This window comes from Arthrobacter sp. 01T414 (genome assembly GCF_056398965.1).
This window is the reverse complement of the sequence record NZ_JBFTQK010000001.1, coordinates 490,192-503,366: the sequence shown is the minus strand read 5'-3', so window position 1 is coordinate 503,366 and position 13,175 is coordinate 490,192. Positions and strand designations below refer to the sequence as shown.

General features: G+C 66.0%; 9 protein-coding genes. 1 reads left to right on the top strand and 8 read right to left on the bottom strand.

The window, feature by feature from the left end; all coding sequences use genetic code 11:
* Nucleotides 1-21: 21 nt before the first annotated feature.
* The 7 genes from AC1DK9_RS02345 to AC1DK9_RS02315 all read right to left on the bottom strand — a co-directional run bounded on the left by AC1DK9_RS02345 (nucleotide 22) and on the right by AC1DK9_RS02315 (nucleotide 9,997).
* Nucleotides 22-1,311: a hypothetical protein gene (locus AC1DK9_RS02345; protein WP_476914891.1), complete on the bottom strand. Its 1,290-nt coding sequence runs from the start codon at nucleotides 1,309-1,311 to the stop codon at nucleotides 22-24.
* On the bottom strand, nucleotides 1,304-3,976 hold the full coding sequence (locus tag AC1DK9_RS02340; protein WP_476914890.1) for a glycosyltransferase WbsX family protein: 2,673 nt from the start codon (nucleotides 3,974-3,976) through the stop codon (nucleotides 1,304-1,306). Before AC1DK9_RS02340 ends, AC1DK9_RS02345 begins: the two co-directional genes overlap by 8 nt.
* Nucleotides 3,973-4,791 (bottom strand): glycosyltransferase family 2 protein, encoded by an 819-nt coding sequence (locus AC1DK9_RS02335; RefSeq protein ID WP_476914889.1) that lies wholly within the window; start codon nucleotides 4,789-4,791, stop codon nucleotides 3,973-3,975. Before AC1DK9_RS02335 ends, AC1DK9_RS02340 begins: the two co-directional genes overlap by 4 nt.
* Nucleotides 4,788-5,756 (bottom strand): glycosyltransferase, encoded by a 969-nt coding sequence (locus tag AC1DK9_RS02330; RefSeq protein ID WP_476914888.1) that lies wholly within the window; start codon nucleotides 5,754-5,756, stop codon nucleotides 4,788-4,790. The genes AC1DK9_RS02335 and AC1DK9_RS02330 overlap by 4 nt, the downstream gene beginning before the upstream one ends.
* Nucleotides 5,746-7,191 carry a lipopolysaccharide biosynthesis protein gene (locus tag AC1DK9_RS02325; RefSeq protein WP_476914887.1) on the bottom strand — a complete coding sequence of 482 codons (1,446 nt, stop codon included), beginning with the start codon at nucleotides 7,189-7,191 and terminating at the stop codon, nucleotides 5,746-5,748. The genes AC1DK9_RS02330 and AC1DK9_RS02325 overlap by 11 nt, the downstream gene beginning before the upstream one ends.
* Before the next feature lie 26 nt (nucleotides 7,192-7,217).
* Complete coding sequence (locus AC1DK9_RS02320) at nucleotides 7,218-8,699, bottom strand: sugar transferase (RefSeq protein WP_476914886.1); 1,482 nt, start codon at nucleotides 8,697-8,699, stop codon at nucleotides 7,218-7,220.
* Between the two features lie 215 nt (nucleotides 8,700-8,914).
* Nucleotides 8,915-9,997 (bottom strand): LCP family protein, encoded by a 1,083-nt coding sequence (locus AC1DK9_RS02315; RefSeq protein ID WP_476914885.1) that lies wholly within the window; start codon nucleotides 9,995-9,997, stop codon nucleotides 8,915-8,917.
* 219 nt (nucleotides 9,998-10,216) lie between these two features.
* On the opposite strand from AC1DK9_RS02315, the gene AC1DK9_RS02310 reads away from it, so the two are divergent.
* Nucleotides 10,217-11,953: a right-handed parallel beta-helix repeat-containing protein gene (locus AC1DK9_RS02310; RefSeq protein ID WP_476914884.1), complete on the top strand. Its 1,737-nt coding sequence runs from the start codon at nucleotides 10,217-10,219 to the stop codon at nucleotides 11,951-11,953.
* Here AC1DK9_RS02310 and AC1DK9_RS02305 read toward each other — a convergent pair.
* Complete coding sequence (locus tag AC1DK9_RS02305) at nucleotides 11,950-12,954, bottom strand: acyltransferase family protein (protein ID WP_476914883.1); 1,005 nt, start codon at nucleotides 12,952-12,954, stop codon at nucleotides 11,950-11,952. The two genes, AC1DK9_RS02310 and AC1DK9_RS02305, sit on opposite strands and share 4 nt — an antisense overlap.
* Between the last annotated feature and the right edge of the window lie 221 nt (nucleotides 12,955-13,175).

The window sequence follows — 13,175 nt, the reverse complement described above, 5'->3', positions numbered from 1 at the left end:
AAGACAGGTACCCGCCTGGGCTTACCCTCGCCGTCCTTCCACCGGGGTCCGGGAGGAGCCAGCCTCCGCAAGGAAACGCACGACGGCGTCCCTCAGGGCAGCGCGCGAGGCCTGGCCGGTGAGGGCCACCAGCGAGCTCCGCAGCCCCTCCCCTGGCTCACTGTCCGCAGCGTCGTCCCGGCCGCCTCCGGGCAAGCCCAACAGGCCGCTCGGCTGCCGGGCGAGAAGGTCCACGTCTGCGGGCAGCTCCCGTTCGGGGTCGGCGACAATTGCTACCGGATACCCGGCCACGCAGGCCTGGACCACTGCCGAACTCGTCACGGCCACCACGCCGTCGCCCGGCTGGAGCTTTGCAAAGAAGTCACCCTCGGCCAGTTCGGTCCGGTCCGCTAGCTCCGCAATGGGTTCCCAGCTGCCGAGGTCCGTCTGGTTCCGGGCTCTGGGGTGCAGCCTGAGTTCACTGGCCACACCCCGATCGCGCAGATCCGAGACCAGCCGCCGCAACGAGAGGGCCTCGGTTTCGGAGAGCTCCTCCATCGAGTGGCAGAGGATGACACGCCGCAGCGGGCCGGCCGGCGGTTGGAACTCTTCGGCCTCCGGACGCCCGATCACCACCCGCGCGGTCCCGGGGCTGTGCCGGCCAAACCACTGGTCCTGCGCCGCTCCCCAGACGCCCACCCGGTCGGCAAGGACCGGGACGTAATTCAGCTGGTTCGGCGTTCCGTGCACCAGGGTCATCGTTGGAATGCCCAGCTTCTTGGCCGCCCAGACCAGCGGGCGGCAGTAGTTGTGCCGGTCGAAGTCCGTCAATACCAGCGCTGCCCCGGCCAGTGCGTCTTCCGCAGCCTGGTACCGCACGGCCTGGGCAAGGAAGAGGTATTCTCCGTACAGGCGGGCCACCGGAAGGGTCCTTAGGGCCCCGGCGGGAAGCGCCCGTCGGAGCCGGACTGCGTGGCCCAGGCGCTGCCAGCCGCTGACCTGCAGCATTGAAGCCGGCGCCAGCCCGGGGAAGGAGAACCCCACCTCCAAGTCTTTGGAGGCGTGCCTGGCATCGGTGACGAGTTCCGCAGTGAGGCCCGTCAGCGCCGCCCCCACGGCCGTGGCCAGGGTGGCGCCGTGCGCGACGGTGCTGGCGAACACGGTCAGGACGGTGCCGTCGACGGGACGGCGGCCGGCGCCGCGACGCCGTGCTGCGCCGCCGAGCAGGGCGCCGAAGCCCGCGGCTGCCCGGAGCCCCTGGCGGTCCAACGACGTTTCCGTCCCGATTGCGAGGGAGGCGGCTATCTCCGCCGCCAGCTCCGTGCTAGCCACGGCGGAGCGAGGCGAGGCTGTTCCGCACCATCCGCCAGGCCGCCAGCACGCTGCCGGCTGCTGACTTCGCCAGCGACTGGAGCCAGGGGAAGCCCGGTTTGCCGATTGCGGCTCGGGGCCGCCGCGGCACGGGTTCCGCGCCCCAACGCGTGGCCCTCAGGTAGTCCATGCCGTGCGTCTCGTCCGGCTCCAGGTACGAGCCCTCCGCCCATTCGTTCCAGGCGTTGACGAAGACCATGCCGTTCGGCCGCCGCGCCTCGCTGGCGCGGGCAAACTGCAGCCAGCGGCGGTAGCCTTCGGGCGAGGAATCCAGGTAGATCGTGGAGTTGTTGGAGCGCCGCGCGGTGTTGTCCCACCCGGGGGCAACGGCGCGGTAGCGCACAAAGCCGGGCTCCGGGCGGCGCATGAAGCGGTCCACCATCCGCGGGTAGGACATGATGCGGCCGCGGAAGTCCGGGCTTAGCCCGGCCGGCGGAGCCAGCTTGGCGGCGGCCAGGGTGTTGGAGCCGACCGGGGGGAACTCGCTGACGGCGTCGAAGCCGAACGGGGCCGGGCGGATGCCGGGCTTGGTCTCGGCCGCGATGAGTTCCAGCGGGCCCACGCCGTGCTGGTCGGCCAGTTCACGCCATGTCCGCGCGAACTGCGGGGCGTCAGGCAGGTGGTCCACCCGGTGCACCACAATGACCGCGCGCCCGTCGTTGCGCAGGTAGCGGGAGTCCCGGAGGTAGGGCAGGAAGTCCAGGAAGACCTGTTCTGCCGTGCCCTCCGCGTAGTCCTGGCCGATCAGTACGGACTGGTCCTGGCCGTCCCAGCGCCGCGTCCAGTTTTCGTTGGCCCAGGAGATGCAGAACGGGAAATCGGGCCCGCGTTCCACGTAGTCGTCAATGGGGCGTTCCAGCAGCCGCTTGCCAGCGAACCAGTAGTAGTAGAAGCAGAAGGCGTCGACGTCGTTGGCCCGGGCGAGCTCGGCCTGCCGGTCGGCGACACCGGCCACAGTCAGGTCGTAGTAGCCGAGGTCGGCGGGCCGACGCGGATGGTCATGTCCGTCGAAGAGGGCCGTGGCCTTCCGGACGTTCGTCCACTCGGTGAAGCCTGTCCCCCACCACTCATCGTTTTCGGGAATCGCGTGGTACTGCGGGAGGTAGAACGCCACCGTGAGGGGGCGGTGCGGATCCTTGCCGGGGTCCGCCGCGGCCGTCTCCTCGCCGGTCACCTCGACGGCGCCCCGCGCGCCGGTCCCGTTGCGGGACGCGGCGGCGATGAGCGCGCCGACGCCGACGGCCAGCAGCAGGAAGCCCAGTACCTCGTAGAGGGAGCCCCGCAGGACCATGAAGAGCAGGCCCGCAACGGATGCGGCGATTGCACGGCCCGAGAGCCCCGCCGTGGTTCCGGGGAACCGCGGACCTCCCCATGCGAGCAGTGCCCCCAGCAGGAGGAAGGCGCCGACGACGCCGAGGAATCCGCCTACCAGGTGGGCTTCACCCCAGAGCGGCATGGAGACGTTCGTGTAGCCCATGCCCGTCAGTTTGGCCACGACGGGTCCGCTGGCGTGGCCTTGGACGAGGTTGGACAGCGCGGGGATCCAGCGCAGGAAGGGTGCGATGAACAGGTCCAGCCGGCTGGGCATGCCGGCCGGGATGGACTGCACCGAGACCTCGCGCAGCAGCATCTCGAACGCATCGAAATCGAAGTTGAGGAGCGTGGCGCTGGGCAACGATGCGCCGACAGAGCTGGAACCGGTACCGTCGCCGCGCATGAGGTCCAGGGTCGGGAAGACGGTGACAAACACCAGTACCGTAGATGCCGGCAGCCACCGGAGCCATTTGCTGTTGATCAGGTACGCCGCGACGAGGGCGAGCATGAAGGTTCCCGTCAGGAACCGTGAGCCGATCAGCGGGTTGGTCACGATTGCTCCGGCGACGACGGCCGCCACCAGGAGCTTGCCGGAGAGTTTGGTTCCGCTGCGGAACAGCGCTACTCCCGCGGCCGGGATGGCGATCGCCCCGGCCTCGGCGAGGAAATAGAGAGTACCCCCGCCGGGAAGGTCGGCGATGCGAAGCAGGGTCTCGCGGAACGCCGCGCGGCCCGTGACCAGTCCGGTGCCCATCAATGCTGTGAAGAGGACGCCCGTGGCGAGCTGTGCCCAGAGCAGGGCAGTGACAACGCTGGCAACCCCCGGCCGCCACCGTCGAGCCGGGCCGCCGCGCAACGCCGGATCAAGCTGCCACGGAAGGCGGCGTGCAACGAAATACCCGAGGGCGGCCGCGGCGAGGCCGGCGAGGACCACCTGTTGCGCCATCGCGACGGTCCCGGCCGCGAACGTTCCCTTCCACGGGTAACGCGAGGCGGCCAGCTGGAAGGCCGGCGCCAAGGCCATGAAGATGAATGCCCAGGTCCAGAACACGGTCCAAGCAATGTTGAAGGTCTGGCTCACCACGCAGCGGTACAGCATCACCGAGGTGATAACCAGTGTGATGACGGCCTGGCAGATCAGCCACCCGTCGCGGGTGGAGCCGAACGCCACTGCTCCCGCGGCCCAGGCCGCCAGGACGAAAAGTACTGCCGCGGAAAAGACCCGGACCGTCCGGCCGGCCGGGGGCAACGCGCGGGACGCGGACGGCTGGAAAGCTTCGGCCCAGCGGTTAGCCAAAACCGGGGCGCTCACTTGCCGGCCCCAACCGGCTGGCCGGAACGCTCAATAATCGCCGCGTAACGGCGTTGCGCCGGCCGCCGCACGGGCAGCAGCAACAGGGGGTGCCTCCGGTAGAACCTCACGGCGGACGCGACTTCCCGCACCCAGGGCATGAGCCTCACGCCGTGCGTCTCGCGGCGCCAGCCGTGGACCCACCGGCAGGTGGGATCCACGATCACCGGCGCATTGTTCTGCCACGCGTCGAGGCCCATGGCGTGGTCCTCGTAGTAGAGGAAGAACCGCTGATCCCAGCCGCCGGTGGTTTTGAAGTATTCCGTGGAGCCGCAGACGGCTGCGCCCATGGCCCAGGCAACGTAGGTGGGCGCTGGGGACGTTGACGGCAGGTACGCCTCGGCGTCTGCACCGGGAAGCGAGATCCCGCGGTGGGCGAATTTGTCCATCAGGAACGGCAGGCCCCTGCCATTGGGCTGCAGGGTCCCGTCGGGGTTGACCAGCTGGGGTGCGACGACGGCGCCGTGCGTCCGGCTCATCTCGGCCAGCCGGGGCAGATCCCCCGCGTTCACCGACACGTCCGGGTTGACGAAGGCGACATAGGGAGTCTCGACCAGCGCGAGGGCGGCGTTGTTGGCGGTGGCGAAGCCGAGGTTTTCTGCCTGCGTGATGACTTCGGCGCCAAGGCCACGGGCCACCGCGACGGAATCGTCTGTTGATCCGTTATCCACCACGATCCAGCGGTAGGGCTTGGGCGTCTCGGCCGCCCACCACTGTTGAAGGTCAGCCGTACTGTTGTAGCTGACCGTGATGATGGTCCAGTTGGATGCGGTCATGTGAGGGTCCTCCTAGTACGCCCCGCCCAGATGCTGCCGGCCAGAATGGCCAATGAGCGTGCGGGAGGTGAGTGGTGTGCAACGACGGCACGAATGATGATGTTAGCAAGCTGCAGGTTGGCGGAACGTGCGGCGAACGCCTTCACGATCCGCAGTTTTTCCTCAGGAATAGGTGCCCGCTCGAGGAGCGTCCGGCACATCCGGGCCCTCCAGCCGAAGCGGTGTTCACTGAGGTGGTCCAGTTGGCCGCCAAGCCCTCCGGCCGAGGCGCCCCGCAGTTTGGCAAGGCGGCTGGCGGCGGAGCGCCCCAACTCTTCGCCGATAACGTTTGCCCCGTGCTGCTGGTAGTCCTGGACGACGTCGGGCAGAATCTTGAGTCCGCCGTCGACGTCGGCGCAAAGCGCGAGCCAGTGGTCGTGGTACGCGGCGTCGGTCGGCGCCGGGAAAGGCAGTGCCACCTTAAGGAGCGAGCCGCGCATGACAGACAGGCTGCCGGTGATGCAGTTGTCGAGGAGCAGCGGGCCAAGCCCGTGCATGGTCCGGTCGGTGAAGGTGTCCGGCGCGGCGTCGTCCCCGCCGCGCAAATCAACGATTCGCGCCTGGCCGGCCACCAAGGCATGCGATTCCAGCGCTGGCACCATGATTTCGAGCTTGTTCGGGTACCAGTAGTCGTCCTGGTCGGCCAGGGCCACCCACACGGCGTCGGGGTGCACCTCCGCCATGGTCCGTTCGAAGTTCCGGTAGAAGCCGAGGCGGTTGGGGAATTCGCGGATGACGAAGCGGGCGTCGGAGCCGACGACGTCGCCGATCTGCCGGACCGCGTCTGGATCGCGCCCGTCGATGCCGATCACGCAGGTCCAGTCCGCCAGCGTCTGGGCGGCGATTGACTCGAGCTGCACCCGCAGCAGGCCGGGATCCGGCCGATACACTGCCAGGCAGATGGCGCCAGGTTGATTAGGCCGCACTGGTGGTCCTCACTTGGGCGGTGATGTGCCGCCTGTTCTGGAATACGCCGAGGGCAAGCGCCGCGACGGCGACGACCAAGGCCACCCGGAAGTCACCGGTAAAGGCGCCCGCCGCGAGGGCAGGCAGCCCCAGCGCCGAGGTAATGATGCCGCCAAGCGTGGGGGCCATCGGCAGCCCGGTGCGGCGGCGGAGCCAGAGGCTCCAGAGCCACTGGAACAGCTGGAATGCCGGGACCGCGGCGGCGACCGCCCACAAGGGGCTGGACGCTTGTCCTGCGATGACCGCGGCCAGGGTTACGGCCGCGGCAGCTGCCAGCGGCGTGGTCAGCGCCAGCAGCCCGGTCCGGCCGCTGAGGAACACGAGGTGGGTGTTGACCAGGTAGGCGCTCATGGCCGCCGTGGCTGCTGCGACCACCATGGCGCTCTGCACGACACCCGGCTGGTCGGCCACCGGACCGCCCACCAGATGGATGACCGGCGGACCCACGACTGCGAATCCGGCCAGGAGCAGGAGCACCAAGAGGGACACCGTGCGGAAGGTGCTGCCCAGGAGGGCGGTTCGTTGCGCTTCCGGGCTTCGGTAGACCATCGGCGCCCAGGCGTTATTGATCGCGCCCAGCAGCACCATCGGTGTCGAGCCAAGCGTGATGGCCAGTTGCAGGCCACCGGCGATCGCCACTCCGGAGGATGCCACGGTGACCGCCACCAGGACCACCAGCAGGAGCGAGCTCGCAACTTGGTGCGGGACCGTCGGCAGCCCGACGCGGAGCGCTGCGAGCGTCTCTTGTACGGTGATTCTTGGGCGCGAGCCGCGGCAGGCCCAAAGCATGGAGAGGGCGCCGACGGCCAAGTGCCCGGCGGCGACGAAGGGCAGGTAATTGGCCGCGGTCGCCCCAGTCAGCGAGGCCATGATCAAGCCGAGGCCGATGGGGACGACGGCGGAGAGCGCCGCGAAGAAGGTGAAGGCACGGACATTCTCGGAAGCGCGGAACATGGACTGGCTCCCGGTCAGCACCGATAGCCCCACCGCGGAGATCAACGGCCAGACCACCAGGCCGTGATGGCCGGCGGGCATCATCAGCGGCGCCCACAGCGGTGCCGCGGCCAGAAGTACCCCGGCCAGCAACACCGCGAGCAGGGCACTCGCGGCCGCAATGCCCCGCGCGCCCGATAGGCCCGACTTCTCCACGATTGCGTGGCGCGTGATGGACGTGGCGAATCCGAGGCCCAGCAGGACTGCCCCGAGCTGGTAAAGCGTGATGGAGACGCCCACCAGGCCGTATTCGAAGGGTCCCAGCAACCGGGTCAGGACCGGGGTGAGTCCGAGCGTCACCAGGATGGGCGCCACTGTCGCGACGGCGTAAACGCTGCCCTGGCCCAGCAGTTTCCGGCCGGCGGCGGGCGCAGCTTGCCCCTCGATCAAACGGGCCGCCATCTAGCGCGTCACCGTCCGAAGGACCATCAGTAGGCCCCTTCACTGGCGTAGACGGCGCGCAGGGTGCGGGCGAGGATGCGCATGTCGGTCGTCAGCGACCAGTTCTCAACGTAGTACAGGTCCAGCCGGGCGCTGTCGTCAGGGCTGAGGTTGTTGCGGCCGCTCACCTGCCACAGGCCGGTGATCCCAGGCTTGACGTAGAGCCGGCGCGTCAGGTGGTTGTCGTAGAGGTCAACCTCCCGCTGGATTTGCGGGCGCGGACCCACGAGGGCCATATCCCCGGCGAGGACGTTGATCAGCTGCGGCAGTTCGTCGATTGAGTAGCGGCGCAGGATGCGGCCCAGACGGGTGACCCGGGGGTCCTTCTTAGCCTTGTAGAAGACCCGGAAGCCGTCCTCCGCGTCCAGCACACTGTCCAGGTCGTCCTGGGCGTTGGCCACCATGGAACGGAACTTCCACATGCCGAAAGGCTTGCCGCGGAGGCCGATCCGTTCCTGGCGGAAGAACACCGGGCCCTTGCTGTCGAGCTTGATGGCGATCGCGACGGCGATGAAGACGGGCAGGAGTGCGATGAAGCCGACAGCCGACACCAGGAAATCCGCCGTCCGCTTTACAAACAGTTTGGCGCCTTCGTAATCGGGGAGCTCCACGTGCACCAGCGGAAGACCCTCGACCGGCCGGACGTGGATCCTCGGCCCGGCAATATTGGTCAGTTCGGACGCGACGATCAGCTCGGCGCGGATCTCTTCCAGCGCCCAGCCGAGGTCCCGGATGTATTCAAAGCGCGGCTTGGTCTGCCCTGCGACGACGACGGCGTCCGCCCGGGCGCGGAGTACGGCGCTCACGATGGTCTCAGGGGGCCCGACGACGTCGACGACGTGGCCGGAGATGTTCAGCGAACCTGATTCGGGCCCGTCGAGGAGGGCAGCACCGACCACCCGGTATCCCGCTTCGGGGAGCTGATCGAGCCGCCGGACGACGCGGTTAAGGTCGTCGTGGGCGCCGACCACCAGCACGCGGGAGGAGTACTCGCCCCTGCGTCGCTGCTTGGTAAGCCATTTGCGCCAGAGCCACCGGCTGAGCAAAAGTCCCAAGGCCCCCACCGGGAAGGAGAGGGCCAGGTAGCTGCGGGCAATGTCGATCTGGAACACCATGGCGATGATTGCCGTCAAGCCAAAGACCCGGAGGGTTGCGGCCAATGAACGCCGGTATTCGTCGGCGCCGAGCCCCAGCACCTTTGCATCGGCCGTCTTGTAAACGATGAGGGAAAAACACCAGGCCAGGCCGATAAGTACCGACAAGAGTTCGTAGCTGAACCTGAAACTAGTTCCCTGGACGGGCTCACTCGGGGGCCCGAACTTGGCAGCCTGCGCCAACATCACTGCGGCAGCCACGACGACGAAATCAGTAAAGCGCAGCCACCGCGTATGCCTTTTCAGAACATTGGTTACCCGGTCCCGGCTGGGAATCTCTGCTGCCGGAACCTCGACTGTCGTCAGAGTTTCCACGAGTCGAAATTCCTCCGCTTAGCAGCGGATTCGCTGGCGCCGCAGACTGCGGCTCGGCAACTTCCCCCAAACAATGCACTTCCCCTTACTTGAACTTGCTGGTGCCCCCACGCTGGAACAAATTCGTCCGTGCCGGCACTAGAGCAGACTACACCGCCCGGCACAACAGCTTTCGCTGCGAACTCCCCGGACCCGGCGCGTGCCTGCCCGGCTGCTTATTTTCCTTGCTTCGAAGCCTGCACGTAGGAGGCCATGGAGTCCGATTTCAATGCCTCGGACACTTTGCGGATTTCGTTGTAGTCCGGCACGACAATTGACTGGCCGTCGGCGGAGGTGCCGGTGCCCAGGTTCGGCAGGGTGAACATGGTGACGTTGGAGGTCCGCACGTCCTTGAGCTGCACGCCCAGCGCCGCCACGGCGCCGGCGTCCAGGGATTTGTCAACGCTGACGAACGGAGAGAACTTGGTCACGATGTCATTGATGGTGACGGGGTTGGACAGGGTGCCCGCCGTCAGCATCTTGGACATCACTGCCTTCAGGAAGGCCTGCTGGTTCTTCACCCGCTGGTAGTCGCCGTCGGGGAAGGCGTAGCGTTCCCGCACGTAGGCCAGCGCCGTGGCGCCGTCCATCAGCTGCCTGCCCTTGGCGAACGTCTTGCCGGGCATGTGGAAGGACTTGAATTCGTAGGGCACGTCAATTTCGACTCCACCGAGCGCGTCTGTCAGCGCCTCGAAGCCGGCAAAGTCCATGCCGGCAACATGGTCGATGCGCACGCCGAACAGGCCCTCAAGCGTCTGGACCACCAGGGGCACCCCGCCGTTCGCGAGAGCGGCGTTGATCTTTGCTTCGCCCTTGCCCGGGATATTGATCCAGGTGTCGCGCATGACGGACATCACATAGATGTTTTTCCGGTCAGCCGGAATGTGAAGCAGCATCAGGGTGTCCGAGCGCTGGTCGCTCGCTTGTCCGTCCTTGGATGCGTCCACCGAAGCGCTACGGGCATCGCTGCCCATCAGCAAGATATTTACCGGAGCCGGCTTGCCGTCTTTGCCTTCCGCGGCCGCGGGCCGCAGGCTCTCGTCCGGGAATGCCGACTCGATCTTCTGTGTGTTGTTGTTGAAACTACTGGCGAGGTTATAGGCGTAGGCGCCCACCGCGACGCCGGCAATCGCCAAAACTGCAACCACGGAGATGATGACTATGAGAAGCGGCCGCTTGGATTTCTTCTTCGACAGGTGGCGGGAATTAGCCGGCTCCCGCTTGCCGCCATTTTCGGTGCCTTCATACGACTCGGTCACAGTCGCCCACTCCCCCAACTAGAATCCACAAGGGCTCAATAGTAACCGAATGGGGCACGGACATCTGACAGCTCGGATCCTCCCCTAGCGGCCGGAAACCAGCCGTAATTGGCAGAAAAACTGTTCGGGACCGTTGTGCGTGGAGCATTGTGAAGGGCACCGCCCAAGGTTTTTAAAGGTTGCCGCAGGCAGGATGAGCCTATTAGCCAACTCTTGGAGATGGTCATGAAACCTCATTCCCGTGGTCCTTCAATTCCAGAGTTCGATCGCCGGCGTTTCGGCCTTGTTATTGGCGGTGGCGCGCTGCTGCCGGCCGCTTTAGGGAAAGCCACCCTCCCCGATGCGCGGCTGACGGTCCCTGCGAGCCTTGCCAGCGGCCAACTGGTGCTCAACGTCCAGGACTATGGCGCCAAGGGCGACGGTAAAACTGACGACACAGCAGCCCTGCAGGCCGCCATTGACGCAGCGCAGCCGGGGTCGACGGTTTACTTCCCTGGCACCGGGTCGGGCGCCTGGTACACGGTCAGTTCGAGTCTTAGCGTGACCAAGCCGAACATACGGTTTCTCGGGCAGCCCCGCGATGGATATGCCGTGTCAATCCGGCCATCCGCCTCGAACATCGCCGTCATCGTTGTGAAGCACGCAGGATTCGTTTTCGAGGACATGGCGATCATCGGCGACGGCGGCGGGAACATGACGTCGACAACCGTAACGGGCATCGACCTTTACGGTTCAACGAACGCCGACGTCGACTGCTCCATCATCGGCGGCACACTCCAGTGGTGCCGGATCGGAATCATGGTCCGCGGCCGCAATGCTGCCATCACGAGAACGCTGTTTTCGAGCTGCGCCCGGGCTATCGTCGTCGACGGGCTGAGTGCATTCCACGTCGGTGCCGGCGCCGGTAGCGGGAACCGCGGGACCACCATCGAAAACTGCCGGTTCCACGGAACGGGGACTGCCGCCGTCGACATCACCAGCACGGCAAAGGTCCGGCACATGCTCATAGCCGGCAACTACTTCGACTCAAACGGTTTCGGCACCCACGTGCGTGCCACGGGGACAAGCACGGCGGCCCACGAGAAGCTGACGATCCGCGACAACAAGTCAACCGAAGTTGCCGCCGTCGTCTACTCACTCACGTACGTCAACAATTCGACCATCGACGGCATCGACATCATGGGGGACACAACGACCCCGAACTACGCCAATGGCATAGAGCTGAACAACTGCAGCACGGTGATGGTCCGGAACGTCTTCGGCGTCCAACTTGGCGGCGGCGGAATTTACGCCCGCAATTGCTCCTTCCTGGTCATCGAAAGCATCAAGTGGCGCGCCCTCGGAATGGGAGGACGGGCCGCCCATGGCTTCGACGTCGACTCCACCAACTCACGATGCACGCTGGACGGTCTCCGGGTGGAACGGACCACCGGCTGGGGGTTGAGCGGCTCTCCGGCCGACTCCTCCATGACCAACCACGAATTCCTCGCCTGCGCCCTCGGTGGCATCAACTCGGAGACCCTCCTTAGCAGGGCAAGCCAAGGACGGAACGTGTACATCGAAGGCGCCGGCGGCCGGAAACAGGACTATGCGTCGAAGTCGTTCGATCTCGCCGCAGGTGCAGTCACACCCCTGGCAACAATCGCGTCGAACAGCAATTACAGCTCGTTCGAGGTCGAGGTGAAGGTGGTCGGCCGCAACGCGGCCGGAACGGTGTATGCCAGATACATCCGCTACGTGCGGCCGGAAAACGGGGCTCCGCAGTACATAACCCCGGTGGCTGACGTAATCCAGGGAACCATTACCCTGTCCTTCTCGGCCTCCGGGACCACTGGAGTTTCGGTGTCCGCGAAGGCAAGCGGTTCCTCGGCCTTCGTGACAGCGCATGTCACCGCCCTGGCGGGCGGCGGCGCGTCGAGCGCCAACGCCCGTGGCGTCACCGTGAGAATGGCCTAGACCGTCGCAGCTTCCGGCGCAGCTTTCCTAACGACGATTTTGTCCTTCAGCTTCAAAATCGGACTTTCCACAAAACGGAAACTCAGCCATGCCGCGGCGTAGGTGAGCACGGCCGCGATCACGGTCATCGTCCCGCCATGTTTGTAGCCCAGCATCCCCAAAGCCGAAAGCACCATGTAGTGCCAGAGGTACAGTCCATAGCTGAGCACTCCGAAGTGGACGAAGATGCGGGATGAGAAGAAGCGGACGAGGGGTCCCCGACCAAACGCCAGATGCAGGATGAGGAACGGAACAGTGAGGCTCACGAGCGGCAGTGTCCAGTCACGCCCAATCGCGCCCACCGACTCCAGGTACGCACATGCGACGAACAGACCCACCGAGAGGTACGCCAACGCCGGGCTCTGCCATGTACGCCGCTCGACGAGGAACGCTACCAGGCAACCAATAAGTAGCCCGCCGGCCTTCAACAGCGGGTTGTAGGGCTGGTCCGCTCCGAAAAGCGACCACGCGGCTAGCCCTCCGGCCGCGAGGACTGCCAGGAAGAACTCCGGTCGGCGGAACCGGAGCAACACCAGCAGCAGGATCGGCCAGACAAGGTAGAACTGCTCTTCCATCGCCAACGACCACGTATGCGACAAATGACCGATGTAGGTTCCAGTCACCGTCATCCAGATGTTCGAAATATAGGCGAGCGCCACTCCCGTCACTTTCAGCAGCGCGATCGGCAGCGCATGCCGCAGAGCGACGAAGAAAACAATGAACGCCACACACGCCAAGAGCAAGGCCGGATAAAGTCGCAGCGCCCGCTTCAGGTAGAAGGCACGCAAATCAATCCGCCCGTCACGCCGGTACTCGTTTAGCAGGATCCGCGTGATCAGGAACCCGCTGATCACGAAGAAGACGTCTACCCCTAGTCCGCCGGGGAACCGGAGCGCGGGCAATGCGTGGACGGTGAATACCATCCCCACCGACAGTGCCCGCAAGCCGTCAAGCGCAGGCATGTACTGCAGCGATTTTGAACGCAACCGATCCCCCATAGTTTAAAAGTCAACGACCCAATGCTACCCAGCACTTCTTTCCGCGCTGAACGGGCGCTTTGCTGCCGGGTTCCCGCCGAAGCCGGGCACGCCGGCCGGGCCACATAGTGAGTCGTCAATTTTTCTTCCACCGTAGGCGGCATGAGTTCGCCCGGCCGACCGGCGCATTGCGCCTGCCCTAACCG

Excerpts from the sequence above, each read along its gene's own strand:
- AC1DK9_RS02335 (WP_476914889.1), bottom strand. The coding sequence starts at position 4,791 with ATGACCGCATCCAACTGGACCATCATCACGGTCAGCTACAACAGTACG.
- AC1DK9_RS02325 (WP_476914887.1), bottom strand. The coding sequence starts at position 7,191 with ATGGCGGCCCGTTTGATCGAGGGGCAAGCTGCGCCCGCCGCCGGCCGG.
- AC1DK9_RS02310 (WP_476914884.1), top strand. The coding sequence starts at position 10,217 with ATGGTCATGAAACCTCATTCCCGTGGTCCTTCAATTCCAGAGTTCGAT.
- AC1DK9_RS02305 (WP_476914883.1), bottom strand. The coding sequence starts at position 12,954 with ATGCCTGCGCTTGACGGCTTGCGGGCACTGTCGGTGGGGATGGTATTC.